This window comes from Streptomyces tremellae (assembly GCF_039540215.1).
Classification (GTDB): Bacteria; Actinomycetota; Actinomycetes; order Streptomycetales; family Streptomycetaceae; genus Streptomyces; species Streptomyces tremellae.
Genome location: NZ_BAABEP010000013.1, coordinates 34,012 through 59,369, shown reverse-complemented (window position 1 = coordinate 59,369; position 25,358 = coordinate 34,012). Strand labels below are relative to the sequence as shown.

General features: G+C 73.4%; 17 protein-coding genes. 8 read left to right on the top strand and 9 right to left on the bottom strand.

Features of this window, described 5'->3' with window-relative positions; all coding sequences use genetic code 11:
• Positions 1–111 precede the first annotated feature (111 nt).
• The 4 genes from ABEA77_RS12370 to ABEA77_RS12355 all read right to left on the bottom strand — a co-directional run bounded on the left by ABEA77_RS12370 (position 112) and on the right by ABEA77_RS12355 (position 6,829).
• Positions 112–3,213: an amino acid adenylation domain-containing protein gene (locus ABEA77_RS12370; RefSeq protein WP_345645369.1), complete on the bottom strand. Its 3,102-nt coding sequence runs from the start codon at positions 3,211–3,213 to the stop codon at positions 112–114.
• Positions 3,214–3,276: 63 nt separating this feature from the next.
• Positions 3,277–4,335: a methyltransferase gene (locus ABEA77_RS12365; protein ID WP_345645367.1), complete on the bottom strand. Its 1,059-nt coding sequence runs from the start codon at positions 4,333–4,335 to the stop codon at positions 3,277–3,279.
• Positions 4,336–4,412: 77 nt separating this feature from the next.
• On the bottom strand, positions 4,413–5,663 hold the full coding sequence (locus ABEA77_RS12360) for a nucleotide disphospho-sugar-binding domain-containing protein (RefSeq protein WP_345645364.1): 1,251 nt from the start codon (positions 5,661–5,663) through the stop codon (positions 4,413–4,415).
• Positions 5,660–6,829 carry a nucleotide disphospho-sugar-binding domain-containing protein gene (locus tag ABEA77_RS12355; RefSeq protein ID WP_345645362.1) on the bottom strand — a complete coding sequence of 390 codons (1,170 nt, stop codon included), beginning with the start codon at positions 6,827–6,829 and terminating at the stop codon, positions 5,660–5,662. The genes ABEA77_RS12360 and ABEA77_RS12355 overlap by 4 nt, the downstream gene beginning before the upstream one ends.
• A 141-nt stretch (positions 6,830–6,970) precedes the next feature.
• Here ABEA77_RS12355 and ABEA77_RS12350 point away from each other — a divergent pair, with 141 nt between their 5' ends.
• A complete protein-coding gene (locus ABEA77_RS12350) occupies positions 6,971–8,098 on the top strand; it encodes a polysaccharide pyruvyl transferase family protein (protein ID WP_345645360.1) in 1,128 nt (375 codons plus the stop codon).
• A 206-nt stretch (positions 8,099–8,304) separates the two neighbouring features.
• Here the strand turns inward: ABEA77_RS12350 and ABEA77_RS12345 are convergent, their stop codons facing one another.
• The 4 genes from ABEA77_RS12345 to ABEA77_RS12330 form a co-directional block, all read right to left on the bottom strand.
• Positions 8,305–9,534, bottom strand: coding sequence for a nucleotide disphospho-sugar-binding domain-containing protein (locus ABEA77_RS12345; protein ID WP_345645357.1), 1,230 nt, complete (start codon positions 9,532–9,534; stop codon positions 8,305–8,307).
• A 12-nt stretch (positions 9,535–9,546) separates the two neighbouring features.
• Complete coding sequence (locus ABEA77_RS12340) at positions 9,547–10,374, bottom strand: ABC transporter permease (RefSeq protein ID WP_345645354.1); 828 nt, start codon at positions 10,372–10,374, stop codon at positions 9,547–9,549.
• The gene (locus ABEA77_RS12335) at positions 10,371–11,447 is read right to left on the bottom strand and encodes an ATP-binding cassette domain-containing protein (RefSeq protein ID WP_345645351.1); all 1,077 of its coding nucleotides are present in this window, start codon (positions 11,445–11,447) and stop codon (positions 10,371–10,373) included. Before ABEA77_RS12335 ends, ABEA77_RS12340 begins: the two co-directional genes overlap by 4 nt.
• Positions 11,448–11,543: 96 nt before the next feature.
• Complete coding sequence (locus ABEA77_RS12330) at positions 11,544–13,313, bottom strand: FAD-dependent monooxygenase (RefSeq protein WP_345645348.1); 1,770 nt, start codon at positions 13,311–13,313, stop codon at positions 11,544–11,546.
• Positions 13,314–13,437: 124 nt separating this feature from the next.
• Between ABEA77_RS12330 and ABEA77_RS12325 the strand changes: the two genes are divergently transcribed.
• The 3 genes from ABEA77_RS12325 to ABEA77_RS12315 all read left to right on the top strand — a co-directional run bounded on the left by ABEA77_RS12325 (position 13,438) and on the right by ABEA77_RS12315 (position 16,854).
• Positions 13,438–14,448, top strand: coding sequence for a class I SAM-dependent methyltransferase (locus ABEA77_RS12325; protein ID WP_345645345.1), 1,011 nt, complete (start codon positions 13,438–13,440; stop codon positions 14,446–14,448).
• Between the two features lie 119 nt (positions 14,449–14,567).
• Entirely contained in the window at positions 14,568–15,839 is a 1,272-nt protein-coding gene (locus ABEA77_RS12320) for an acyl-CoA dehydrogenase family protein (RefSeq protein ID WP_345645343.1), read from the top strand.
• On the top strand, positions 15,832–16,854 hold the full coding sequence (locus tag ABEA77_RS12315) for a methyltransferase (protein ID WP_345645340.1): 1,023 nt from the start codon (positions 15,832–15,834) through the stop codon (positions 16,852–16,854). Before ABEA77_RS12320 ends, ABEA77_RS12315 begins: the two co-directional genes overlap by 8 nt.
• 48 nt (positions 16,855–16,902) lie before the next feature.
• Here ABEA77_RS12315 and ABEA77_RS12310 read toward each other — a convergent pair whose 3' ends face one another.
• Positions 16,903–20,274: an AfsR/SARP family transcriptional regulator gene (locus ABEA77_RS12310; RefSeq protein WP_345645338.1), complete on the bottom strand. Its 3,372-nt coding sequence runs from the start codon at positions 20,272–20,274 to the stop codon at positions 16,903–16,905.
• A 158-nt stretch (positions 20,275–20,432) separates the two neighbouring features.
• Here ABEA77_RS12310 and ABEA77_RS12305 point away from each other — a divergent pair, with 158 nt between their 5' ends.
• From ABEA77_RS12305 to ABEA77_RS12290, 4 genes are all read left to right on the top strand, one after another.
• Positions 20,433–21,785: an NDP-hexose 2,3-dehydratase family protein gene (locus ABEA77_RS12305; RefSeq protein ID WP_345645336.1), complete on the top strand. Its 1,353-nt coding sequence runs from the start codon at positions 20,433–20,435 to the stop codon at positions 21,783–21,785.
• Positions 21,786–21,984: 199 nt separating this feature from the next.
• Positions 21,985–22,743: an SDR family NAD(P)-dependent oxidoreductase gene (locus ABEA77_RS12300; protein ID WP_345645334.1), complete on the top strand. Its 759-nt coding sequence runs from the start codon at positions 21,985–21,987 to the stop codon at positions 22,741–22,743.
• Positions 22,744–22,750: 7 nt separating this feature from the next.
• The gene (locus ABEA77_RS12295; protein ID WP_345645331.1) at positions 22,751–23,962 is read left to right on the top strand and encodes a glycosyltransferase; all 1,212 of its coding nucleotides are present in this window, start codon (positions 22,751–22,753) and stop codon (positions 23,960–23,962) included.
• 11 nt (positions 23,963–23,973) lie between these two features.
• On the top strand, positions 23,974–25,347 hold the full coding sequence (locus tag ABEA77_RS12290; protein WP_345645328.1) for an NDP-hexose 2,3-dehydratase family protein: 1,374 nt from the start codon (positions 23,974–23,976) through the stop codon (positions 25,345–25,347).
• Positions 25,348–25,358 lie beyond the last annotated feature (11 nt).

The window sequence follows — 25,358 nt, the reverse complement described above, 5'->3', positions numbered from 1 at the left end:
CGATCGTTCGGCTCCGGCCTCGACGCCGCTTCGGCGTCGGCCCCGGCCCTGGTCGTGCCGGCTCGCCGGTCCTTTTCGTACTCGCGTGACCCGCTCCGGTGGCGGTGCCGTTCAGCGGGCGGGACCCCGGCGCAGGACGGCGGTGAACGCGTCGACGATGTCCTGCGCGAACGCGGCGGGCAGCCGGTCGGTCCACACGGTCGCGGTGCAGCGCAGGCCGCCGTCGGGGGCGGGTGTCAGGCGCAGTTCGAGCTGCGTCATGGTGGTCGGTGTGTCGAGGGGGAGCGCCCGGGACGTACACCCGGTCAGCCGGAGCGGGACGTCCGGGTCGTCATCGACCATCAGGACGGGCAGGTCGAGGATGGTGTGGAGCCTTCCTGAGGCGCGTACGGACCGTGCCGCGTCGAGAAACGGTACGTCCAGGGCGGCCATGGCCCGACGCGTGACGGCCGCGACCTCGTCGAGAGCAGGCGCTGCGGCGTCGGGCAGGCGCAGGCGCAGGCACATCGTGTCGACGCGGCACGTGACGGCGGCGCCGACGGTGGTGTCACGGCGGAGGAAGGGCACGAGGACCGCGAAGTCCAGCTGACCGGTGAACCGGGCGAGGACGAGTCCGTAAACGGCGGCGGCGTAGGTCAGGCGCGTGGCCCCGCGGAGGCGGGCGTCCGACTCCCACGCCTCCAACTCCTCGGCGGCCACGGTGTCCTCCGCGTGGGCCTTGGGGCCGACGAGGGCGGTGCCGGGCAGGCGCTGGGGCAGGTCGAGGGCCGGCAGCCCGGCCAGCTCCTCGTCCCAGAAGGTCTGTTGGGCCGCTGTGTCCACGGTGGCACAGCGCCGGGCGTGCTCGGCGGACACCTGCGCGAGGCTCGGCGAGGGCTCGTTGAAGGCCGGGGCGGTACCGCGGACACGCGCTGCGTAGGCGGTGCTGAGGTCGGCGGAGAGGACGGGTTCGCTGGCGCCGTCGAAGGCGATGTGGTGGACCACGAGCCCGAACAGCCACCGGCCGCTGCCCCGGCTGCGGACCAGCACACACCTCCAGACGGGTCCGCCGGCCAAGGACAGGGGCCGAAACAGTGTCCCAGAAAGTGCCGTCCGGGCCGCGGTGTCGTTCTCCTGGTCGGGCATGTGATGGAACTCGACATCGGGAATCGTGCCGCCCAGGAGGGCGGTCGGCCCCTCCTGCATCCGATAGCGCGCCCGCAGCGCCTCGTGGCGGTCCTGCACGTCCTGTGCCGCGCGGCTGAGGCAGCCGGCGTCGAGAGGGCCGTCGATCCACCAGGCCATCGGGCACACGTAGGCCACGTCGGCCCGTTCGTCGACGCCTTCGAACAGGTACAGGCCCTGATACGCGGGCAGTGCCACCGCGGTGTCGTCCGGATCGCCGGCCCGGGCCGGCGGCGGGGCGGGCGGCTGTGGGGCCGGCGCGCCGTCCACCCACGCGGCGATGGCCGCGACGGTCTGCAGCGCGAAGATCCGGGAGGGCGGGATCGGCACGCCCAGGCGCTCGTCGACGCGGGCACACAGTCTTGCGACGTCGAGCGAATTGGCACCCAGGGTGAAGAACGAGGCGTCCCGGGCGCAGTCGGGCAGGGCGAGGATCGCGGCGATCTGCGCGGCGACGGCCCTCTCGGTTCCGGTACGCGGTGCCTGTCCTGGCAGTACCGGCGCGGTGGGGCGCGGCGCGGTGCGGCGGAGCGCGTCGAAGTCGGTCTTGCCGTTGGCGAGCAGGGGAAGGGCGGCGAGGTGGTGCAGCCGGCCGGGCAGGAGGTACTCCGGCAGCCGGCGGACGAGCTGCGCCCGCAGCGCGACCTCGTCCACCGTGGCACCGTCGGCAGTGGTGTAGAACAGGGCGAGGGTTTCCGGGCGGCCGTCGGCTCCGGGCAGCGGGACGACCGCGGCGGCCGAGACACCCGTGATGCGTTCCGCGCACTGCTCGATCTCCGCGGGCTCGACGCGGTGGCCGCGGATCTTGACCTGCCGGTCGGCGCGCCCGTCGAAGTACAGGGTGCCCGTCGCGGAGAGGTGCCCGAGATCACCGGTGCGGTAGCAGCGGTGGGGCGTGCCGTCGACGTCGACCTCGACGAATGCGGCGGCGGTGAGCTCCTCGTCGCCCAGGTAGCCCTCGACGAGCCCTTCGCCGGCGAGGAGTATCTCCCCGACTTCACCGGTGGCGCACGGACGAAGCTCGTCCATGACGAACGCCTGTGTGCCGTTCAGCACGTGGCCCAGGGGGATGCCGGAGGGGTCGTCGCAGTCCGCGTGGGTGACCCGGTGGGCGGTGGCCAGGACGGTCGACTCGACGGGCCCGTAGACATTGCGCAGCGCGACCCCGGGGTGCGTGTCGAGGAACCGGCGCAGGCGTCGCGTCGAGGCCCGCTCGCCGCCCGTGATGAGCCAGCTGAAGCCGTCGAAGGCGTGGATGTCCTCGTCGACGAGCATGTTGAACAGTGCGGTCGTCAGAAAGGCGCCGTTGACGCCGTGGCGCGCGACGAGGTCGCGCACTGCGGCGGGCAGCAGGGGCTCGTCGACGAAGACGGACGTGCCGCCGTTGAGCAGGACGCTCCAGCAGTCCAGAGTGAAACCGTCCCATGGAACCGGTGCGGTCTGCGGCAGGACGTTGCCGGGCCCGAGCTCGGCGAACTCGCAGTCGTCGAAGAGGCGCACGGTGGCGCGGTGCGGTGAGGTGACGGCCTTGGGTGCTCCCGTGGTGCCCGAGGTGAAGAACACGCAGGCGGCATCGTGCGGGGCGACGTCCACCGGCGTGGGGCGGCGCGGGCCGGCCGCGGCCGTCCGGAAGTCCCACCCCGACGGGTCGAGGACCGGGACGGGCCAGGTCCCCTCGGCGCTGGTGACCAGCTGCTGGGCGGCGACCCTCCCCAACAGGTCGTCGACGCGGGCCCGCGGCCAGCGGGGGTCGAGGGCCGCGTAGGCGGCACCCCGCTTCAGCACCGCGAGCAGCGCGGTGACGAACTCCGCGGTACGCGGCATGAGCACGGCGACACGCGCGCCCGGCCCCACGCCCGAGGCCTCGAGCTCGGCCGCCATGTCGTCCGATGCCGCGTCCAGTTCGGCATAGGTGACGCGCCGTTCGCCGTGCACGATGGCCACGGCGTCGGGGTGGCGCCGTACACACCACTGGAAGAGGCCGTGCATGGTTTCGGCCCGGCGTGGACCGCGTGCGCCGTGGCGGGTGCCCGGGGCGTCCTGTCCCATCCGACTGTCATCCCTTTCGAAGAGTGCGATGGCGCTCTCGTCCACGCGCCGTCAGTGCCCGTCTCAGACGGTGGCGGCCTCGATCACGTGGTAGAAGCCGATGAACGGCAGCGGGTGCACCGCCGTGACGCGCAGTCCCGCCTCCGCGGCCAGCCGCCGGTAGTGGGCCAGGGTCCGTTCCTGGCCGCTCAGGCACAGCAGTTGGATGTCGCTGACGGCCGCGTACAGAGCGCCGGACGCGTCCTGCCCCGTCTGCTCCGGGGCTTCCGGGTCGCTCGGGTCGGCCAGCAGCGTCGCCGCGATCAGGACGCGGCCCCCGTCGGCCATCGCCGCGCGGCAGTTGCCCAGGATGCGCACAGCCGCGGTGTCGTCCCATTCGTGCAGTACGTTCTTGAGCAGGTAGGCGTCCGCGCCGGCGGGAACCTTCTCCAGGAAGCTCCCGGCCTCGACGGCGCACCGTCCGTCCACGCCGGCCTCCCGCAGCCGGACGGGGGCCGCCTCGACCGCTCGTGCGGTGTCGAAGACGGTGCCGCGCACGCCCGGGTGGGCGGCCAGCAGCGCCGCGAGGCTGGTGCCGTCCCCGCCGCCGACGTCGACGATGCGGCGCACCTGTCCCCACGGGTACGCCTGTGCGAGGAACGGCGCGAGCATCTGCGCCCCGGCCCGCATCGCGCGGTGGTACCGGTCGGCGTATTCCGGGTCGCTGTCCAGATAGTCGAAGAAGGCGCGCCCCGTGACGTGACGGAACGCGGAGACGTCGCCGCGCACGGCGGATTCGAGCTCGCCGAACACCCGGGTGGTCAACGGATCCCCGTAGAACAGGGCCAGACCGTGCGTCGCGCCCTCGCTGCCCTCGGCGCGCCGCGTCAGCAGCCGGCCCGCGCCGGTCAGTGTGAAGCGTCCTTCGCCGTCCTCAAGGACCCGCAGGGCGACCAGGGCGCGCAGCAGGCGCGCCATGCGCTCCTCGTGGGCGCCGGCGGCCACGGCCAGTTCCCCGGCCGCCGCCGGCCCGTCCGCGAGCCGTTCCAGCACGCCGAGGCGGACGGCGGCGGCGATCGCCTGGTACGACAGGACATCGAACATGAGAGCCGCGAAGTCGCGGGGGGTTTCTTCCTCTGCCATACGGCTTCCCCTTCTGTGATGGTGTGCAGGCTGTACTCGCCGCGCCGGGCCCCACGCGAACGCGGGGGAGGCGAGAGTCAGGGTTCGGGGACGGAACGGGCGCGCGCGGCCGACACGAGGCTGTCGACCAGGCTCGCCGGCGGCGGCTGGCACGCGATCTCGGCTGCCAGATCACGGGCCGCCGCGCGGGCCGCGGTCTCCTCCAGGAGGGCGCCCGCCGCCGCTCGCAGCGCGCCGGGATCGGATGAGGCACTGCCGCTCAGCACCCTGCCCACGCCACGGGCTTCCAGGCCCCGGGCGCAGTCCACCAGGGCAGGGTGCTCGGGCGGCAGCAGCAGCTGCGGCACCCCGTGGACGGCGGCGGTCATCGCCGTGCCCGTGCCGCCGTGGTGCACCACCAGCGAGCAGCGTGACGACAACAGGGCGTTCAAGGGCGCCCGTTCCACCAGCCGTACTCCGTCCGGCAGCGACCCGAGCTGCTCGTGCACCGCGGCGGGCGCCGTCACGACCACCTCGTGCCCGCGCCACGGCCCGAGGGCCGCCAGCACGGCGTCGAGACGGGCCGCCAGATCGCCGCCGCTCACAAAGTCGGCCCCGGACTGCGCCGCACGGGCACCGAAGATCCCGTAGGTCACCAGGATCCGTGGCCGCCCGCCCGAGCCGCGGGCCCAACGGGGGTACCGCCGGGCACCGTTGTACGGCACGAAACGCATGGGTTCCACAGCGGTGGCCGGGTCCGTGCGCAGGCTGGGCGGGCAGGGGTCGACGACCAGCGCGGGCGGCGCGACGCCCTCCGCCGCGCCCACCTCCGAGGCGAGGTCAGCCAGGACGTGACGTGCCTGGGCAATCGCCTCGGCACTCATCGAGTCCGGACCACCCCAGCGCTGCACGACCACCGGAACCCTGAGGGCCGAGCCGACGACCAGCCCCGCGAACTCGATCGGATCGCACAGCACGACATCGGGCCGCCAGGCGCGCGCCACACGCAGGAAGCCGTCGAGGACGCGGGCCACCCGGACCTGCCACGGGTGCTCGCCCGCCGCCCAGCGCTGCCCCGCCAGACGGTCGCGATCGCGCGGTGACAGTGTCCGGGCCATCCGCGGCAGCGACACATCCGCCGTGGCGGGGCCCAGGGAGCGGGGCGCGCGGGCGAGGGGTCGCTCGGCCACCTCGGCCGTGGGCAGCCCGGCCGCGGCCGCGGTGCGCACCACCTCTTCGCGGCCCGACACCAGGACCTCGTGCCCAGCCGCGCGGGCCGCCCAGGCCAGCGGCACCATGCACAGCAGGTGGCTGGGGGCGAGTGCGGCGACAAGGATGCGCAGGGTCATCCCGCACACCCCGCGAGCTCTTCGAGCGGACCGACCAACTCGGCGGGCGACGGCAGGCCGGCCATCTCGACCGCCAGCGCACGGGCCGCGGCCGGGTAGGAGGGTGTGGTCAGCAGACGGGCCACACCCTCGCAGATGACGTCCGGGTCGTCCTGCCGGGCCGGCTCGGGGCAGGCGACGGCGACACCGGCCTCCTGCAGCCGGGCCGCCCACAGCGACTCGTTGCCGATCTGCGGAAGCACCAGCTGAGGCAGTCCGAAGGCGCAGGCCGTCAGCGTGGTGCCCGTGCCGCCGTGGTGCACGATCGCCGCGCACGAGTCGAGGAACAGGTTCAGCGGTACCGGCTCGACCACTCGTGTGTGCTCGCCCACCGCTCCCAGCTCCTCGTGGTGGACGCCGGGCAGGGTCACCAGCGCCTCCACGTCCTTGAGCTGTTCAAGTCCGTCGACGACGCTGCGGAACAGGGGGATGCCGTTGAGGGACGCCGTCAGGCTTCCCAGGCTGACCGCGACCCGGTGGCGTCGCCCGGGCGGCGCGGTGTCGAAGTCCGGGAGCGGACCGGTACCGTTGTAGGGCAGATAGCGCACGGAGCGCACCGGGCCCGCCGAGGCAGCGTCCGGCCCGCGCAGCGACGGCGGGCACGCGTCCATCACCAGCGAGGGCCCGGGCAGAGTGCCGGGCAGGCCGTGGCGCGCGAACCGCTTGCCGAGCAGGTCCTGCGCCATGGCGAAGGGCTGCGCGCCCAGCGGGTCGATGTCCCAGCAATGGTGCACGACGGGCACCTTCAGCACCCCGCCCACCAGCAACGCGCTGAACTCGAAAGGGTCACAGACGACAAGGTCGGGAGCCCACTCGGCCGCCAGCGCCAGGTGGTCCTTCATCAGGTAGCGGGCGTGCATGATCCACGGCCAGACCAGCGTGAACGGTGACCGGTCGCCGGTTTGGGCACGCCCCGCCTGGTTGGGCCGCTGCCCCGCCGGCAGCCGGGCGGTGAGCGCCTCGACGGCGTCGTAGAAGTCACCGGTCTCCACGGCCGGAAGACCGGCCGTCAGCGCGCTGGACGCGATGTCGGGCTGTCCGAGGACCAGCACGTCGTGGCCTGCGGCGCGCAGTGCCCAGGCCAGCGGAATCATCGGAGCGAAGTGGCTGGGCACAGGCGTTGACATGAACAGCACCCGCATGTGGTCTCCTCCCTGCGACGTGCGACGGTGATCGGTCTCGGGCAGTCTGCGCGCCCGGGCTCGACGGCTGTTCGAGGCGTGACACCGCTTGAGGTCTCCTCGAACGGTTTGTGGCCGGATGAAGGCATGACCAACAGCGAGCGAGAGCTGATCTACCTGGTAGGTCCGGCGGGAATCCCCAATTACGGCGATGAGCTGATCGCCGCCACATGGCTGCGACACCTCGCCCGCACCGCCCCGGGCGCCGACGTGTTCCTCGACTGCATGGACCCCGGCGCCGCCGCGCGGCGGATGGAGGACCTGCACCCGCGGGTGCACTTCCACCGGGCTCTGTGGGAGCTGTGCGTCCGTCACTGGTCGGCCGATCCGGCCCTCACGGCCGCCGCGGTGGCCGACGCCGTACGCGCCCCGGGGACTTGCCCGGACCTGGCCGCGCCCCTCGGCCACCTCCGCCGCGCGCGCGTCGTGCACCTGCTGGGCGGCGGCTTCATCAATTCCCTCTGGGCCCCCTTCGCGGGCCTGCTGGCCGGGATCACGGCAGCCACGCGTCTCACCGGCGCGCGTGCGGCCATGACCGGCCAGGGCCTCTGGCCCGTCGCCGGCAGCCCCGAGCTGATCCGCTCGCTGGCCGGCCGATTCGACGTCGTCGACGTGCGCGATGCGGCCTCCGCACGTCTGCTGGACGCCGGTGACGGCGTCCACAGCTGCGACGACGTCTTCCTGGACGTCGAGGGGGGCCTGCACGACCACCGTGGCGTTCCCGACGTCATGCTCAGCCTTCAGTCGCTGCTTTCCGACACTCGCTCCGAGGACCTCGTGGCCCACTTCGCCCGGGTGGCGCGGGCCTGGGGCGCGCGCGGGGAGCAGATCGGCCTCCTCGAATGCGCCCCCGGCCAGGACGAGCAGATCCTCGCGCTCGCCCGCGAGGCGTTGCCCGGTGCCCGGGTTTACACCATGGGGGACGTCCTCGCCTCCGGCCTGCCCGTCGCGCCCGGACAGGCATGGCTCACCACTCGCTTCCACCCCCACCTCGTCGCCGCGGCCGGAGGGGCGTCCGGCGTCGCGGTCAGTGTCAGGGCCGACTACTACGGCACCAAGCACCGCTCGCTCACCGCGGTCGGCTCCCCGTGGCGGGTCCTCGACGCGGACGTGACGGATGTGCCCGAGCGGCCCGCAGCCGGCGGCTACACCCCGGAGGCCCTGCGGTGCATGCGGGAAGCCAAGCGGGCCGTCGCCCACCGCGTCTACGGCTGAACGGACCCCCGGAGCCGACGGCTGCCCGCACCGGCCGGGCCGGCCACCGTCCGCGTGCTCCGGGCCCGGGACTGCCGGGCCCGGAGCACGCCGCATGCCCGGGACCGAGGCGTGGGACGTGGCGGGCCGCGGCCGGTTGTGTCCGATGCCGCGAGTGCGGGCCCACGCGCCGCCGCCGACGGCCACCGCACCGCCGGAGTGCGCGGTCAGTTCAGCGCCGCCATCGACTCCAGCGCGGACACGAGCACGGCCGGTGCGGGTGCCTGGCGGATCTCCGCCCGCAGCGCCAGTGCCGCGCCCGCGTAGCCGGGCTCGTCGAGCAGTGTTTCCACGGCCGAGCGGATCTGCCCGGCTTCGGCGGTCAGTCCCTCCAGGGCGATCACCGCCCCCGACCCGGCGAGCCGGCGGCTGAAGGCGATCTGGTCGGAGGCCAGCGCGAGCGCGAGTTGGGGCACCCCCGCGACGGCACCGTTCATCAGCGCGTTGTCGCTGCCGTGGTGGATCAGCACGTCGCTGGTGGGCAGCAGCAGGTCCAGTGGGAAGTCCCGCAGCACCCGCACGCCCGCGCCCAGTGTGCCCAGGGCCCGCACCTGCTCAGCGGTGGCGGTCAGCACCACCTCGGCCCCGCATGCCACCGCCGCGTCCACCGCAGCGCGCAGCGCCGGCACGTCGGCCCCGTAGATGCCACTCGCCGAGCGGCCCCACAGCACACACACCCGGCGCCGCGTCCGCGGCTCGAAGGCCCACGGCGGGAGCCCGCCCGGGCCGTTGTAGGGCACGAAACGCACCGGCATCCGCGTCGCGTCGCCCAACGGCGGTACCGCGGACTGGGGCGAGGGGTCGATCACGTGGGTGATGTCCTCCCGGCTCCAGCCCGGCAGATGCGGTCTGGCCATGTCGTGCACCATGTCAAGCAGCGCCAGGTCCAAGCCCAGCTCCTCGTCCGACGTGCCGAACAGGCCCGGGGGACAGTAGACACTGGGCACCCCCGCCTCGCGTGCCACGACGGCCCCCTCGCCGGAGAGCACGTCGTGGCAGACCAGGTGCGGCCGCCACGTCCGGACGAACCCCCACATGCTCTCGTACGCCGTGCGCACGGTTGCCGTGTACTCCTGTGAGAAGGCCCGCTGTGCTGTCGCCACATCGAACTCGCTCAGGTTCCTGACCCGTTGGCCGGTGACCGGGTGCAGTGGCAGCAGCGGCGAAACCTCTTGGCCCTCCACGACGCGCGCGTACAGGTTCAGCCGGGACATGTACATCATGTCGGGGCTCTCGACGACGGGCACGGGCACCAGCCCGGCCCGGCTGATGGTGTCGCTCTGCTGTGGGGCGCAGATCACCCGCACCTCGTGCCCGGCGGCCTGCAGGGCCCAGCCCAGCGGCACCATGCACAGGTAGTGACCCGCCCAGTTGGACGTGGTGAAAGCAACGCGCATGACGGTCTCCGATCAGCGGCGCCGGGCCAGGCCACGCAGGGCCAGCGGCATGAACAGCAGGGCGAGGACGAGCACCGAGACCAGGGTGTAGAACACCGGCCGCTCCACCGGCCCGCCCAGCAGCAGCCCCCGCGCCGATGCGGTCAGCCAGGTGACGGGGTTGATCTTGACGAGGGCCTGCAGCCATCCCGGCATGGTGTTCACCTCGACGAAGGCGCCGCTGATGAACACCAGCGGGAAGGTGCACATGAACGACAGCATCTGCACGGTCTCGCCGGAGCGCATGTTCGTCGCGACCGCCATGGCGACCCAGGACATCCCGAACGAGAACGCGATCATGAGGAGGATGACGTATCCGATGTTCCACCAGTGCGACTCGACGCGGAAACCGAGCGCGAAACCGAGGCCGAGCACCAGCGCGAAGGCCAGCATCTGCAGGCACATGTCGCCGCAGTAGCGGGCCAGCAGCGGCGCGGTGCGGGCCACCGGCATCGAACGGAAACGGTCGAACACCCCGCGCGCGAGGTCACCGAAGAGGGCAGGGGCCCCCGACATCGTCGCGAAGACCGCGTTGTAGCCCAGGATGCCCGCCACCTGGTACTGGAGGTAGGCGTGCGAGGACCCCACCATCTGACCGCCGTAGACGTACGTCGTCAGCACCAGGAAGAGCAGCGGCTGGATGGCGAGCAGGAACAGCGATTCCGGGTTGTGCCGCACGGCTGTGAGGGTGCGCCAGGTCAGGGCGGCGGTGTGCCGCCCGAGGCGCACCGGTCCGATGGGCCGGACCGCGGCCTCGACGCTTCCTTCCGGCGGGGCCGCGGAGGCCAGGGCGGACGTCATGCCATCTCCCTCTCACCGTCGGGGCCGCCCGCGGGCACGCCCTCCTCAGCGGTGCCGTCCTGTGCGGCACCGCCCTTCCGGACACCGTTCTCGGCGGTGCCGTCGCCGGACGTACCGTCGCCCGGGGCGCGATCGGCGCGACCGCCCGCACCGCCTCCGCCGACGATCGCGAGGAAGGCGTCGTCGAGGCTCGGCCGGCGCAGCTCCGCCTCGTCGAGGTGCACATCCGCCTCCGCGAGACGGCGCAGCAGGGTCGACATGAGTGCGCCGTCCGCAGACGGGACGACGATGCCGCCGTCCTCCTGGCCGGCCTGCGGTGCCAGTTCGCGGGCGATGCCCAGCGCGACGTCGAGCTCCTGCGGCCTGGCCGGCCGTACGAGCAGGGTGCGCATGCCCGCGCGGTCCTTGAGGGCGGCGGCGGTACCCCTGGCTGCGACCCTGCCCTTGTCGATGACCACCAGGTTGTCGGCGAGTTGGTCGGCCTCTTCCAGGTACTGGGTGGTCAGCAGCACCGACGTGCCCTGTGCGGCCAGGCGCTGCACGGCCGACCACAGAGCGAAGCGGCTACCCGGGTCGAGGCCGGTGGTGGGCTCGTCGAGAAAGAGCACCCGGGGCCGGCCCACCAGGCTCGCGGCCAGGTCGAGACGGCGGCGCATGCCGCCCGAATAGGTGCGTGCCGCGCGGCCCGCCGCGTCGCTCAATTCGAAGGCATCCAGCAGCTCGTCCGCCCGCCTGCGGGCCTCCCGCCGGCTCATCTCCAGCAGCCGGGCGATCAGCACCAGGTTCTCGGTGCCGGTGAGGTTCTCGTCGACTGCCGCGTACTGCCCGGTCAGCGCGATCAGCTGGCGCACGCGCGCCCCTTGGGCCAGGACGTCGTAGCCGAACACCGTGGCGCGCCCGGCGTCCGGTTTGACCAGCGTCGACAGGATCCGGACGACCGTCGTCTTGCCCGAGCCGTTGGGGCCCAGCAGGCCCAGGACCTGGCCGGTCTCCAACTGCAGGTCGACGCCGTCGAGAGCCTGCACCTCCCCGAACCGTTTGGCCAGGCCCTCGGCCAGTAGTGCCGATGTCATGCTGTGTCCTTCCCGTGGGGTGGCGTTCTGAGTGATGCTGTCCCGCGCCGCTTGCACGGCGCTGACAGGGCATTGACACGGCGCCGACGCGGGAACTCAGGTCGTCGTAGGTGCGGCCGGCGCCGCGGGGGCGCCGGCCGGCCGGGGTTCCTCCGCGAGTGCGGGGCCCTGGACCCGTGGGGACGCCGCGGCAGGCCCGGGCGTACCGGCTGCCGGGGCACCCGCCGTGCCGAGCACCGTGCTCAGCACGGCGTCGAGCACGGCGGTTCCCGAGCCCGTACGGCCGTGCGGGGCGCCGCCCGTGGCCGCGGCCCCGTCTGCCGGGGCGTCGGCCGCCCGCCAGCACACGTATCCGTCGGGCCGGACCAGCACAGCCCCCCGCTCGGTGACCCCGTGCGCGGAAGCCCATGTGCCCGAGGGATCGTGCAGCGCGGCGCCGAGGCGGTACACGGCCAGGTCCCACTCGGCCGCCACCCGCCGTCCCGCCTCCTCCCAGAGCCGCGCGGCCGGCGCGCACAGCAGCACGAAGCGGGTGGAGTACAGGTCGAGGCTGGACAGACTCCGGGCCTTGGCCCGCAGCACGAGGTGGGGGGCCCGGCTGCCCGGCTCACCAGTGAACTCGACCAGTGGCTCCGGAAGTTGGTCGTTCGCTGACTTGGAGAGGACCGCGGAAGAGCGGTAGCGGTGCCCGAGGACAGCCGCGAGCGGATGGGCTGCCGGGCGGGGCGGGGGAGTGCTCCCGCGGGCGGAGCGGCGCGCCAGCTGCCGGCGCACGGACTGCTCGCCGACCGCGAGTGCGACGGGCCTGCGCTCGTGCTCGTAGCTGTCCAGCAGCTCCTCGCCCGCCCGGCCGCGCACCACGGCAGCCAGTTTCCACGCGAGGTTGTGCGCGTCCTGGACACCGGTGTTGCCACCGAGGCCGCCCGCCGGGGCCATCACGTGTGCGGCGTCCCCGGCCAGCAGGACGCGGCCCGCGCGGTAGCGCACGGCTGTCCAGGCGGCCAGCTCCCAGGTCCGCGCACCGGGGCCCTCGTCCTCCGGCAGGCGAAGCGCCAGACCGGGCAGGCCGGCCGCGGCCCGGATCAGCTCCCGGCTCCGGCCGGGTGTGAAGTCTTCGGCCCTCTCTCCTGCCTCAGGCCGGTAGGGCACCATCAGCACCCACCGGGTGGGACTGTCGAGCCGGGTCAGCATGGTGTGCGGGACCGGCTCGTCCAGATAGCACAACGCCAGGCGGCGCCCGCGCAGCGCCTCGGACAGGTCGGCCTCGAAGGGGATGTTGACGTAGTGGGCGAGGCTTCCGGGGCCCGAAGTGGCGATGCCGAGCGCGGCACGCACCGCCGAGCGGTGTCCGTCGGCGGCCACCAGATACGAGGCCCGCACCTGCTGTCGATCACCGACCGCCGTCCCGGTCAGCTGGACGGTGACGCCTTCCGCGTCCTGCTCGAAGGCGTCCACCCGGGTTCCGAAGTGCACGCGTGCGCCACGCCGTACGGCTTCGGCCCGCAGCACGGGCTCCACCTCGTTCTGGTCGGTGACCAGCGGAACGACCGGGCTGAGGGCTGCGTACGACTCCGCCGCGGGGCGGATCGCATGGAAGAACGCCTCGCCCGCCAGTGTGCGCGCGCCCGCGATCTCCGTCAGATCGCGCAGGATCGACGGGGGTGCCGCGCGCAGTGCCGCCTCGATGCCCGCGCTGCGCAGCACTTCCATGGTGCGCAGATTCAGGCCCCGTCCGCGCGGCAGCGCCGACGGGCTCAGGCGCTGCTCGGCCACGAGGACGTCCACACCCGTGTCGGCGAGGAACAAGGCGAGTGACAGGCCCACCAGGCCGCCTCCCGCTATCACCACCGGGACTTCGCTGTCCATGCCGTTTCCTGTCGTGTCGGGTCTCGGAGGCCCAGCGTGATGGCGCACCTTCGAAGGTCCCTCGAAGTCCCGGTCCGACCATGGGAGTCCGCCACACCTTCTCCGGCCCCGATGAAAGGCAGAAGTGACCGACACCAAGCACCTCCACGACATCGCCCGCGGCTATGTGAAGACGGCCCTCCTGCGCACCGCGTTCGAGCTGCGGATCTTCGATCCGCTCGACGGCGGGGGGCTGAGCGCAGTCGAACTCGCCGAGTACGCCGACGTGCACCCGCGCGGTATGCGCATCCTGTGCGACGCACTGTCCGCGATCGGGCTGCTGCGCGCGGAAGAGGGCCGCTACCAGTTGCCCGAGGAGGGCAGCGAACTGCTGATCAGCACGAGCCCCTCGTTCTTCGGCGGCGCCGTGCGCCTGGGCGCCAGCGACTGGGAGTGGGACGCGCAGAAGCACCTCGTCGACGCGGTGCGCCACGGCGGCACGGTACAGCCCACCCACGCGCTGACACCGGAGTTCGACTACTGGCAGGAGTTCGCCCACAGCACGTCCTGGTTCAACAACGGCGCCGCCCAGCTGATGACGGACCGTCTCGTGCCGTGGGCCGCGGAGCGTGACAGCGTCGACGTGCTGGACATCGCGTGCAGCCACGGCAGTTACGGCTTCACCTTCGCCAGGGCCGAGCCGCGCGCCACGATCACCGGGCTGGACTGGCCGGGCGTCCTGGACATCACCGAGCGCCACGCGGAAGAGCTCGGCGTCGCGGACCGGTTCCGCAAGCTGCCCGGCGACATGTTCAAGACGCCGCTCGGCGGCCCCTACGACCTCGTCATGCTCACCAACGTGCTGCACCACTTCGCCGAGGCGGAGGCCACCGTACTGCTCAAGCGGGCGCACGCCGCGTTGAAGCCCGGCGGCCGTATCGCGGTCGTCGGCCACTCCTACGACGCGGGCGACACCCCGCACACCAACCCGCTGCCGTTCATGTTCTCCGTGATCATGCTGGTGCAGACCCACGACGGCGAGACCCACTCCGTGGACGCCTACCGGCGCATGCTCACCGACGCGGGCTTCGCCCACCCGAGCTCCCACGCCAGCGAGGCCGCCATGCACCGCCTGTTCCTCGCAGACCGGCCCTGAAGGAACGCCCGGCCCGGCCCGGCCCGGCCCGGCCGGGCCCGACCGCCCCCATCCGTCCGGCCGCGGGCCTGCGACGCCGCCCCCGGCCGGAACACTCCTCTCACGGGAAGGAACCGCTCATGCCGCCACCGCTCAGCGCGTCGGCCGTCCAGGGCCGGACCACACCGCAGGCCGGCGCCCTCGAAGTGCCGGACGTGGCGCCGGGCACCCTGACCGCAGGCGCCCGCGCGGCCCGGGACGTCGCGGCCCCGCTGGCAGCCCGGGCCGACCGGGACCGGTGCCTTGCGCCCGACACGGTCAGGGCGATCACGGACGCGGGTTTCCCGCGCCACTTCGTCCCGCGGCGCTTCGGTGGCGCGGCCGGCGGCTTCGTCGACTTCGCCGGCGCCTCGGCCGAACTCGCGTGTGCCTGCGCGGCCGCCGGATGGTGCGCCTCGCTGTACGCCTCCCACGCCCGCCTGGCCGCGTATCTGCCCGCCGCAGGGCAGGAGGAGATCTGGGCGTCCGGCCCCGATGCCCGGATCTCGGCGGGCTTCGTGCCCGGCGGGACCGCGCGCGCCAAGGGCACGGACTACGTCCTGTCAGGGGCGTGGAAGTACATCAGCGGCATCGACCACGCCGACTGGGCTCTGCTGTGCGCCCGCGACCCGGATGCCGGAGCGGACACGCTGCGCTTCTTCGCGGTCCCACGCCAGGCATGGAGCGTCGACGACACGTGGTTCACCATGGGACTGCGCGGCACCGGCAGCAGGACCGCAGTCCTGGAGGACGTCCTGGTCCCCGCCCACAGGACGCTCGCCCAGTCGGTGCTGCTGGCCGGCACCGCCCCCGACACCGCGCGGGCGGCCTGCCACAGCGCCCCGCTGCGCCTGGTCAACGGGCTGACCATGCTGGCCCCCGCGCTCGGAGCGAGCACCGCCGCCCTGGGGGCATGGGTGGAGCACACCGCGAGCCGCACCGAAATGATCATGGGCAGAGCGGTGCGGGCCGCGCAGAAGGCATCGGCGCAGGCCACCCTCGCCCGGGCCGCCGCTGCCCTCGACACCGCCCTGCTGCTGACCATGCGGGTCGCCACTCACGCGGACGGCGCGGCACCGGCCGCCGCGCCGTCGGGCGTCGGCCTCGGCGGCCCCGGCGGCACGGACATGGACAGTCTGATCGCGCGCAGCCACCGGGACTTCGCCGTGGCCGCCGAGGCACTGACGGACGCGGTGGAGCGGCTGCAGCGGGAAAGCGGCACCCAGGGCCAGGCGCAGGGCAGCGTGGTGGAGCGGGCATGGCGCGACGTGCACGCTGCCACCAGCCACGCGGCCCTGCGGTTCGAGGGGAACGCGGCCGTGTACGCGCGGCACGTCCTGCACGTACACGACGGAGAGATCTCCCATGAATGACGACACCCCGGCGCCGCTGCGGCTGCACGCACTCGCCTACAGCCTGGGCGTGAGCGCGGCCCTGACCGCCGCCGCCCGTCTCGAACTCGCCGACGCGCTCGGCGAGGAGCCCCTCCCCGTGGAGCCACTGGCGGCCGCCGTCAAGGCCGACGCCGAAGCACTGGGACAATTGCTGCGGGCCCTGGCCTGCCACGGTGTGTTCCGAGACGTGGGCGACGGCCGTTACGCGCACACGGAGCTGTCCCTGCTGCTGCGCTCCGACGCGCCCGGCGGGCGGCGCGCCATGGCGCTGCTGGCGGGCGCCCCCTTCGCCTGGCGGATCTGGGCGCGCCTGGACGACGCCGTACGGACGGGCCGCAGCGTCTTCGCCGATGAGTACGGCACCACCCTTTTCGCCCATCTGCACGAGGCGGAACCGGCCCTGGGAGCCCTCTTCGACCGTGCCATGGCCGCGTCGGGAGAGGCGACGGCGCGAGCGGTCGCCGACTCGCTGGATCTGGCAGGAGCCCGCGTCGTCGCCGACATAGGCGGCGGGCGCGGCACGCTGCTGAAGGTCCTGCTGGAACGCCGGCCGTACCTTCGTGGCGTCCTGTTCGACCTGGAGCAGGTCCTCGCGGGGGCCGACGCGGCACTGCTGCCCGGCGGCGCGCTGGCCGACCGGTGCACGGTGCGCGCGGGGGACTGTCACACGGCTGTCCCCGTGCGGGCCGACACGTACCTGCTCAAGGGGGTCGTGCACATGTGGAACGACGACACGGCGCTGGCCGTGCTGCGTGCCCTCGTGCGCAGCGCGCCGCCGGGCGCTCGCGTCGTGCTCGCGGAACAGGTGCTCGACCAGACCGCCACACCGGAGATAGCCACGGTGATGAATCTGCTGATGCTGGTCAGCCAGGGAGGCAGGGAACGCACCGGCCACGAGTACCAGGATCTCTTCGAGCGGGCGGGCCTGACCTTCGGTGGCATCACTGCCACCGGCAGCGTGGTGCACCTCGTCGAGGGCACGGTTCCGGCCTGAGCCGCCTCCGGGAGGCGGGCGGTCCGGCGCGCTCGTCCGCAGGGGCCGTCACAGGCGGCGAAGGGCGCCGGCCGCGCGGGGCCGGCGGCCGCCTCCCCCCGCGGGCAGCCGCTCGAACAGCGTGGCCAGTCCGGTGCCGCCACTGTCCTCGGCGTACGACCTGCCGGTCTCCAGCGCCGACGCCAGTTGCGCGCCGGGCACCGTGCGCGCACAGCTGTCCCGGATGCGCAGCGCGTCGAGGTCTCCGGCAGCCGCGGTGCCGGTCAGCGTCTCGGCGGCGCCCAGCAGCGGCAGGGCGCGCACGGGGTCGCCGTGCTCGGCGGTGAGGTCGGCGCCGAGCAGCAGCACCCGGCCCGCGAGACGTGCGTCGCCCAGCGGAAGGGCATGCGCGAGGGCCTCGTCGTAGCAGTGGCGTGCCGGCCCCATGCGGTGCCGGGCGACCTCGACATGGCCCAGCCCGCAAGCCAGCAGAGCCAGTTGCCCGGAGTCGCGGTGCTGGGCGGTGCGCAGGGCACCCAGGCCGCGGCCGAGGACCGCAGCCGCCCCCTCCAGGTCGCCCGACCAACGCGCCACATCGCCGTACGCGCCGCGTATCTGGGGCAGGCAGCGGGTGGCCCCCGTCCGCCGGGCCGTGCGCAGGCCCTCCTCCACCAGCTCGCGGGCCCGCGGCAGTCGGCCGGCGCGGGCCTCCTCGACGCTCAGGCGGGCCAGCAGCAGCACCTGGTCGTCCAGGGCGCCGAGCTCCGTGGCCAGCCGCAGCGCCTCCTCCAGCAGTCCCGCCGCCTCTTCGGGGTCGCTGGCGGCGGAAGCGAGGTCCGCCAGGGCGCTGAGGGCCTGGACCTGGGCCCAGCGTTCACCGATGCCGCGCGCGTCGTGCACGGCGGCCCAGAAGTGCCGCGTCGCCGCCGGCACGTCGCGCCGGGCGGAGCACAGGTGCCCGGCGTTGAGGTGCCCGCAGCAGCGCACCCAGGTCTGCGGATCCTCCGAGAGGGCTTCCATGTCTTTCAGAGCGGTGCCGGGATCCTGGCCGAGCAGGCTCAAGGTGGCCCGGAACGCGGTCAGTTCCGGCCGTTCCCGGTCACCGGGCGGGCGGACGGAGCGGTGTGGGCCGAGCCGGTCCCGGATCTTGTCGAGTGCGGTGCTCCGCTCGGCGGGGTCCGCCCCGGGAGCCAACGTGGCGACGATCATGACGAGGACGCGCACGTCCTCCTGGACGTCGCCGCCCATGGCGTCGTCCGCCGCCAGCGCGTGGCGCGCCCAGTCGGAGCCCTCCGTCTGGCGGCCACGCAGTGACCAGTACCAGCTCAGGGCGGCCACCAGCCGGAGTGCCACCGTCCCCTGCCCGCAGGAGGCCGCCCAGCTCAGGGCGGCCCGCAGGTTGTCGTGGTCGTCGGCCAGGCGGACCAGCCACCGCACCTGGTCCGCCCCGATCAGGCGCGGGCCCGCGGTCTCGGCCAGCCGCAGGAAGTAGCGGGCGTGCGCCTCCCGCAGGCCGCGCTCCTCCCGGTCGCCGAGCCGTTCTGCGAGGTAGTCGCGGATCACGCCCAGCATCCGATAGCGGGTCCTTCCCCGGTCCTCCGTCAGGTAGAGCAGCGACTTGTCGACGAGCGCGGTCACCAGGTCGAGGACGCTGCGCGGCAGACAGCCGGCGCAGATCTCCTCGATGGCGTCCAGGGTGGCGCCGCCGCTGAAGACGGCCAGGCGGCGGGCCAGGACCTGTTCCTCGGGCCGCAGCAGCTCCCAGCTCCAGTCGATGACGGCACTCAGGGTGCGGTGGCGGGCGGGCCGACCGCGGCGGCCGTCGGAGAGCAGCTGCAGGTGATCGTCGAAGCGGTCGGCCGCCTCGCCGGGCGACAGGGCCCGCAGCCGCGCGGCCGCCAGCTCCAGCGCGAGGGGCAGGCCGTCGAGGCGGCGGCTGATGCGGGCCGTGTCCGCCGCGTTGGAGGCGTCGACGGTGAACGAGGGGCGCAGTGCGCGGGTGCGTTCGGCCAGCAGCCGCACCGCCGGGCTCGCCCGTACCTGGTCGAGAGTGGCGTCATCGGGCGGCGGCGCCAGCGGCCCGAGGGGCAGTATCCGCTCGCCCGGAGCGGCGAGGGGTTCCCGGCTGGTGGCCACGACGTGCAGCGCCGGGCACCGGATCAGCAGCTCGCCGACGAGTTCCGCGGCCGGTTCGACGACGTGCTCGCAGTTGTCGAGGACGAGCAGTATCCCCCGGCCCCCGACGAGGTCGGCGAGTCGCTCGGGCCCGCCGTGGGGGGCCGCGCGGGCGCCGTCCAGCACGGTCGTACCGACGCCCGCCAGACAGGCGCGTACCTCCTCGTCGAGGCGGGCGGGATCGCGTACGACGGTCAGGTCCACCCACCACACACCGTCCTCGAAGCGGCCACTGAGCAGCGAGGCGGCCTCCGCGACGAGGCGGGTCTTGCCGACGCCGCCGGGGCCGATCACACTCACCAGACGTGCTTCGTCCAATAGCCCTCTCAGCGCGGTGAGTTCGTCCTCCCGGCCCACAAGGGTGGTGGGTGGTACGGGCAGCCGCGGGGGGCGGTCCGGGGCGGTCGGCCGACCATCGGGGCCTGTCGCCGCGGGGGCGGATCCGGACAGGGGCACCGGCGGATCGCCAGGGCGCCGTCCCGCGGCGGGGCCGGTGGATTCGGTGGCGCCGGGCGCGGGGGCCTCGCCGCGCAGCACGGCCAAGTGAACGTCGCGCAGGGCGGACGAGGGGTCGAGACCGAGCTCGTCCGCCAGCACCGTGCGTACCCGGGCGTAGACGTCGAGGGCGTCGGCGCGCCGGCCCACGGCGTGCAGGGCACCCATGAGCCGGGCGTGCCAGCGCTCGTCGGCGGGTGCCGCGGCGACCAGCTCCTCCAGCTCCGGCAGGATCTCGGCGGCCCGGCCCAGGGCCAGGTCCGCGTCGACGCGGTCGGCCAGGGCGCGGCGGCGCAGCTCGGCCACCCGGACCGCCGCGGACTGGGCGAACAGGGCACCGCGGGCCTCGGTGAACTCCTCACCCCGCCACAGCGCGAGCCCCTCGCGCAACATGCGGGCCGCTTCCCCCGGCCGGTCGGCGAGCTCGGCGTGTCCGCGCGCGGCCAGTTCCTCGAAGCGCCACAGGTCGACGGCCTCGGCCGGCAGGTCGAGTGTGTAACCACCGGGGCCCAGGACGATCGGCAGTTTCGCCGCGTTCCTGCGCAGCCGGGAGACGAGAGCCTGCACGGCACCGCGAGGGTGGGCGGGCGCCTCGCCGATCCACAGGTCGTCGATCAGCTGGTGGAGCGACACCGGCCGGCCGTGCGCCAGCACGAGCCGGATCACCAGCGACCCGATTCTCGACCCCGCCACCGGTACGACACCGCCGGCGGCCGAGCGGATCACCAGTGGCCCCAGGACCGCGACCCGGACCTCCTGTGCTGCGCTCATCTCCTGGCGGCCCCATCCGTCGCGTACCCGGGCGGCGGCCCGGCCCACCAGGATCGTACAGGCGCCACCGGCTGCTCCGCCGGGGCTCGAACGTATTTCTGAGCAGGCTCGTTACGGTGCCGCCTCGACACTCCGACACGACACAGGGGGCCCTCGACATGTCCGATCGCGCCATCCCGTCGCTCCAGCAGGCTCTGGCCGTCTCGGCGCGGGCCGCGGACAGCTCCGTGACCCCGAACGCCGAATTCGACCGGTGGTTCGCCGAGTGCCGCTCGGAGCGCGGCTTCAAGGTGCACCGTATTCCGTTCGGGAAGCTCCGCGGGTGGGGCTTCGACCCCGGCACGGGCACTCTCGCGCACGACAGCGGCCGCTTCTTCTCGGTGACGGGGCTGCGCATCGACGCCGACACCCCGCACGGCACGTGGGAGCAGCCCATCCTCGTCCAGCGAGAGATCGGCATTCTGGGGCTGCTGGTCAAGGAGTTCGACGGTGTACTGCACTTTCTCATGCAGGCGAAGCTGGAGCCCGGCAACGAGGACGCGGTGCGGCTGTCCCCGACGATCCAGGCCACGCGCAGCAACTACACCGGTGTGCACCGAGGGCGGCCCATCCCCTACCTGGAGCACTTCGTTCCGCCGCACTCGGCCACCGCGCTCGTCGATACCCTGCAGTCCGAGCGCGGAGCCTGGTTCCTGCGCAAGCGCAACCGCCACATGGTCGTGGCGGCCATGGACGAGGTGCCGGAACACGAGGATTTCCGCTGGCTCACCCTCGGGCAGTTGCACGCCCTGATGTCCCGCGACAACACCCTGAGCATGGAGGCGTGTTCCGTCCTGGCATGCCTGCCGGGCAGATCGAAGAACGGCTCACCGGGGGCCCTGCACCCGCTCGGCTCCGTGATCAGCTCGCTGGTCGAGATCAAGGCCCGCTGCGAGGTGGGCCAGCACCGCAAGCCCCTGAACGAGGTGGCGTACTGGCACCGCGACGACGAAGAGATCTCGCGCGCGGACGGCAGGTACTTCAAGGTCATCGCGGCCGAAGTGCACGCGGACAACAGGGAGATCCTGCACTGGACGCAGCCGCTGATCGCGCCCGCGCCCGGCGGCGTCGCCTCGCTGCTGACGCGTACCTTCGCCGGTGTGCGCCACGTCCTCCTCCACGCCCGAGTGGAGGCGGGCTCGCTGGACATCGCCGAGTTCGGCCCGACCGTGCAGTGCACCCCCTCCAACTACCGCGACGTGCCCAGCGGACGACGCCCCCGCTTCCTCGACCGGGCCCTCGCCCCTGACCCGGGCACAGTCCTGTACGACGCGGCACTGTCGGAGGAGGGCGCGCGCTTCCACCACGCCGGCAGCCGGTACCGCATCATCGACGTCGGCGACGACCTCGCGCTCGTCCCCGACGGTTTCGTCTGGGCGAGCCCGCACCAGGTCGAGGACCTGCTGCTGCACGGCTATTACGTGAACATGCAGGCGCGTGTCCTGATGGCCGCGCTGCACTCCGTCGTGTGACGTCCTGCCGCCGCCCGGCATGTCGACACCGCGGATCCGGTGGCACGGAGCTGCGGGCTTCCCCGGGGCGCGTGGTGCAGGCGCCCTGGGCGCGCTGCCGCATCGACCGCCGGTGGACCGTGCCTCGAAGCCCGGACACCACGCTCGTCGCCAGGACCGTACGCAGCATCGCCCGCAACCGTCACTTGGGAGGACCACAGTGGACTTGGGACTGACGGACCGCGTTGTCCTGCTGACCGGAGGCACCCGTGGCATCGGCCGCGCGAGTGGGCTCGAACTCGCCGCACACGGCGCGCGGGTCGCCGTGACCTACCGGCACGACAAGGACGCTGCCGAGGACCTGGTAACCGAACTCGGCGGCCAGGAAGGCGCCATGGCCGTACGCTACGCGCTGGACGAGCCGGGGTCGCCCGAGGACGCCGTGCGCGAGGTCACGGCGCGATGGGGCGGAGTGGACGTCCTGGTGGCCAACGCCCACCGGCGCCGGCCGAGGCGGCCGCCCACCGCGCACTTCGAGGATGTGCCGCATGAAGAAGGGGCCGCCGCGCTCACCGACAACCTGCTCGCCACACTGCGCACCGTGCAGTGTGTGCTGCCCGGCATGCGTGCCCGCGGTTGGGGCCGCGTCGTGCTGCTCTCCTCACACGTTGCCGCGCACGGCCAACGGGGCCAGGAGATCTACGGTGCGGCGAAGTCGGCTCTGCACGGGCTGGCTCGCAGCCTCGCCTGGGACGCCGGCCCCGACGGGATCCTTGTCAACGCCCTCGCACCCGGCCTGACCCTCACTCGGGACGTGTGCGACAACCTGCCGGAAGCGGTACGCGAAGCCGAGCAGCAGCGCACACCGACGGGCCGGCTCTCCACACCGCGCGACATCGCCCACGCCGTGGTGTTCCTGGCCTCCGCGGCCAACTCCCACATCAGCGGCCAGGTGCTGCACGTCGACGGCGGCCGGTGAGCGACTGATGCGCATCCTCTTCGCGACCTGGACCGCACCGGGACACCTCTACCCGTGGACGCCGCTGGCCTGGGCCTTCCGTGCCCAGGGCCACGACGTCATGGTCGCAGCACCGGCCTTCTGCCACCCGCAGGTGCACGGCGCGGGCCTGCCCGCCGTCGCCGTCGGCCCCGCTGCCTCGCCCCCCAGCAAGGGGCCGGCCGGCTACGCCCGCAGCTGGGGCAGCGACCGCCCCTGGCCCGACGGCTGGACGGCCCGTCCTGAGCTGTTGGACGCCACCCAGACCATGATCATGGACTACACGGCAGGCAAGCAGATCGCCGCCGCGGCCGGCCTGAGCGACGACCTGGTCGCCTACGCCCGCTGGTGGCGGCCCGATCTGGTCGTCTGCGACACCCTGTGCTTCGCGGGCCCGGTCGCCGCCGCCGCGGCGGGCGTACCGCACCTGGCCGTGGGCTGGGAGCTGGCGACCGTGCTGCATGCCGAGCGCGCCGGGCGGGTCGGCGGCTGGCTGCACGGCTACTCCGAACTGTTCGAACGCTTCGGTCTCGATGTCCGTGCCTGCTCGGAGCGTTTCATCGACTCCTGTCCGCCGTCCCTGCGCATCGAGGAGTCCTTCCCCGTCGAGCGCACCGCCGTACGCTACGTTCCCTTCAACGGCCCCGGCACCGCCCCCGGTTGGCTCAGCGAACAGGGCGGCCGACCGCGGGTGTGCGTGACCAGCGGCGTCGCCCTGGACCGCTACGACGCGGGCAGCACGTCCGCGGTGATCAGGGGCCTGGTGGCCGCCGTCGACGGCCTCGGCGTCGAACTGGTCGTCGCCACCGCCGCGGGCGGTGCGTCCCGCCTCGACCTGCCGGCGGACACCCGCGTCGCCGAGGGCGTCCCGTTCCACCTGCTGCTGCCCCACTGCGCGGCCGTCGTCCACCACGGCGGCGCCGGCACCGCCATGACCGCAGTGGCCACCGGGACACCGCAGCTGGTGCTGCCCCAGTCACCGATGTACGCGGAGATCGGCCACCGTGTCGCGCGTGCCGGGGCCGGCGCGGTCCTGGCCGCGGACAGCGAGCCCGAGCAGGTGGGCAAGGCGCTGGCGGCGCTGCTCGACAGTCCCCGGCACATCCGGTCCCTCGCCGCGGTCCGGGCCGAGATGGACGGCATGCCGGCACCCGCCGTCGTCGCAGAACGGCTGGCGGCCGAGGTTCTTTCCCGTCCCTGAGAGGAACTCCCATGCCCCGTACCAGACCGGCCCCCTCACACCAGCACGTGCACGACTGGCTCACCGCCCACGCCGACAGCACCGGTTACCGGGTCAAAGAGGTACCACTGGACCAGCTCGAAGGCTGGCACACGGACCCGGACACCGGCAACCTCGTCCATCACACCGGACGCTTCTACAGCGTGGAGGGCCTGGAGGTGGCGGTCGAGGACGACGCCACCCGCGACCTGGCCCTCTCGCGCCACCACGGAGAGCCGGGCGACCGCAGGTGGGAGCAGCCCATCATCGTGCAGCCCGAGATCGGCATCCTGGGCATCCTCGTCAAACGCTTCGACGGGGTGCCGCACATGCTGATGCAGGCGAAGATGGAACCCGGCAACATCAACACGCTCCAGCTCTCCCCGACCGTGCAGGCCACCCGGAGCAACTACACGAGGGTGCATCAGGGCAACGCCGTTCCCTACCTGGAGTACTTCACCCGGGCGGGCCGCGGACGGCCGCTCGCGGACGCCCTGCAATCCGAGCAGGCTTCCTGGTTCCTCGGCAAGCGCAACCGCAACGTCGTCATCGAGACGGACGACGACCTGCCCGTCCTGGACGGCTTCCGCTGGTGCTCCCCCGAGGAGCTGCGTGGCCTGCTGCACTTGGACAACGTCGTCAACATGGACTCCCGGACGGTGCTGGCGGCCTGCCTGCCCCCCTCCGGGGCCGGCCTCGCGCCCGATGAGGACTCCTTCGCAGGAGCCCTCACCCGCTCGGCCGCCGCGCCCTCCCGGCTCACCGGGCTGACCAGCCGCTTCACGGGGATCAAGGCCCGACGCAATCTGACGCGACGGCGCATCCCGCTGGCCCGCGCTGCCGGCTGGCAGCGCGGCCACGACCGCATCGACCGCGCGGACGGACGCTACTTCAGCGTGCTGGGCGTCGATGTACACGCGGGCGACCGGGAGGTGGCCCACTGGTCACAGCCCCTGCTCAAGCCCGCGGGGCGGGGTGTCATCGCCCTGGTGGCCCGTCGCTTCGACGGTGTGGTGCAGCTGTTGATGCGGGCCCGCACCGACGCCGGCACCTTCGACATCGCCGAGCTGGCCCCCACCGTCCAGTGCCTGCCGGGCAACCACGGCTCGCCGCCGCCCTTCCTCGACCTGGTGCTGTCCGCTTCGCCCGAACGCATCCGTTTCGACGCCGTGCACTCGGAGGAAGGCGGGCGCTTCTACCACGCCGAGAACCGTTATCTGATCGTCGAAGCCGACGACGTCCCACCGGAGGCCCCCGAGGGATTCCTGTGGGCCACCCTGCGCGACCTGCAGGAACTCGTGCTCCACAGCCACTACTTGAACGTGGAGGCCCGCTGTCTGCTGACGTGCCTGCTCGCCCTGCGGTGAACCGGCCCGCG

Excerpts from the sequence above, each read along its gene's own strand:
- ABEA77_RS12360 (WP_345645364.1), bottom strand. The coding sequence starts at position 5,663 with ATGACCCTGCGCATCCTTGTCGCCGCACTCGCCCCCAGCCACCTGCTG.
- ABEA77_RS12330 (WP_345645348.1), bottom strand. The coding sequence starts at position 13,313 with ATGGACAGCGAAGTCCCGGTGGTGATAGCGGGAGGCGGCCTGGTGGGC.
- ABEA77_RS12320 (WP_345645343.1), top strand. The coding sequence starts at position 14,568 with ATGCCGCCACCGCTCAGCGCGTCGGCCGTCCAGGGCCGGACCACACCG.
- ABEA77_RS12295 (WP_345645331.1), top strand. The coding sequence starts at position 22,751 with ATGCGCATCCTCTTCGCGACCTGGACCGCACCGGGACACCTCTACCCG.
- ABEA77_RS12370 (WP_345645369.1), bottom strand. The coding sequence starts at position 3,213 with ATGGGACAGGACGCCCCGGGCACCCGCCACGGCGCACGCGGTCCACGC.
- ABEA77_RS12310 (WP_345645338.1), bottom strand. The coding sequence starts at position 20,274 with ATGAGCGCAGCACAGGAGGTCCGGGTCGCGGTCCTGGGGCCACTGGTG.
- ABEA77_RS12345 (WP_345645357.1), bottom strand. The coding sequence starts at position 9,534 with ATGCGCGTTGCTTTCACCACGTCCAACTGGGCGGGTCACTACCTGTGC.
- ABEA77_RS12355 (WP_345645362.1), bottom strand. The coding sequence starts at position 6,829 with ATGTCAACGCCTGTGCCCAGCCACTTCGCTCCGATGATTCCGCTGGCC.
- ABEA77_RS12315 (WP_345645340.1), top strand. The coding sequence starts at position 15,832 with ATGAATGACGACACCCCGGCGCCGCTGCGGCTGCACGCACTCGCCTAC.
- ABEA77_RS12290 (WP_345645328.1), top strand. The coding sequence starts at position 23,974 with ATGCCCCGTACCAGACCGGCCCCCTCACACCAGCACGTGCACGACTGG.
- ABEA77_RS12350 (WP_345645360.1), top strand. The coding sequence starts at position 6,971 with ATGACCAACAGCGAGCGAGAGCTGATCTACCTGGTAGGTCCGGCGGGA.
- ABEA77_RS12335 (WP_345645351.1), bottom strand. The coding sequence starts at position 11,447 with ATGACATCGGCACTACTGGCCGAGGGCCTGGCCAAACGGTTCGGGGAG.
- ABEA77_RS12305 (WP_345645336.1), top strand. The coding sequence starts at position 20,433 with ATGTCCGATCGCGCCATCCCGTCGCTCCAGCAGGCTCTGGCCGTCTCG.
- ABEA77_RS12365 (WP_345645367.1), bottom strand. The coding sequence starts at position 4,335 with ATGGCAGAGGAAGAAACCCCCCGCGACTTCGCGGCTCTCATGTTCGAT.
- ABEA77_RS12340 (WP_345645354.1), bottom strand. The coding sequence starts at position 10,374 with ATGACGTCCGCCCTGGCCTCCGCGGCCCCGCCGGAAGGAAGCGTCGAG.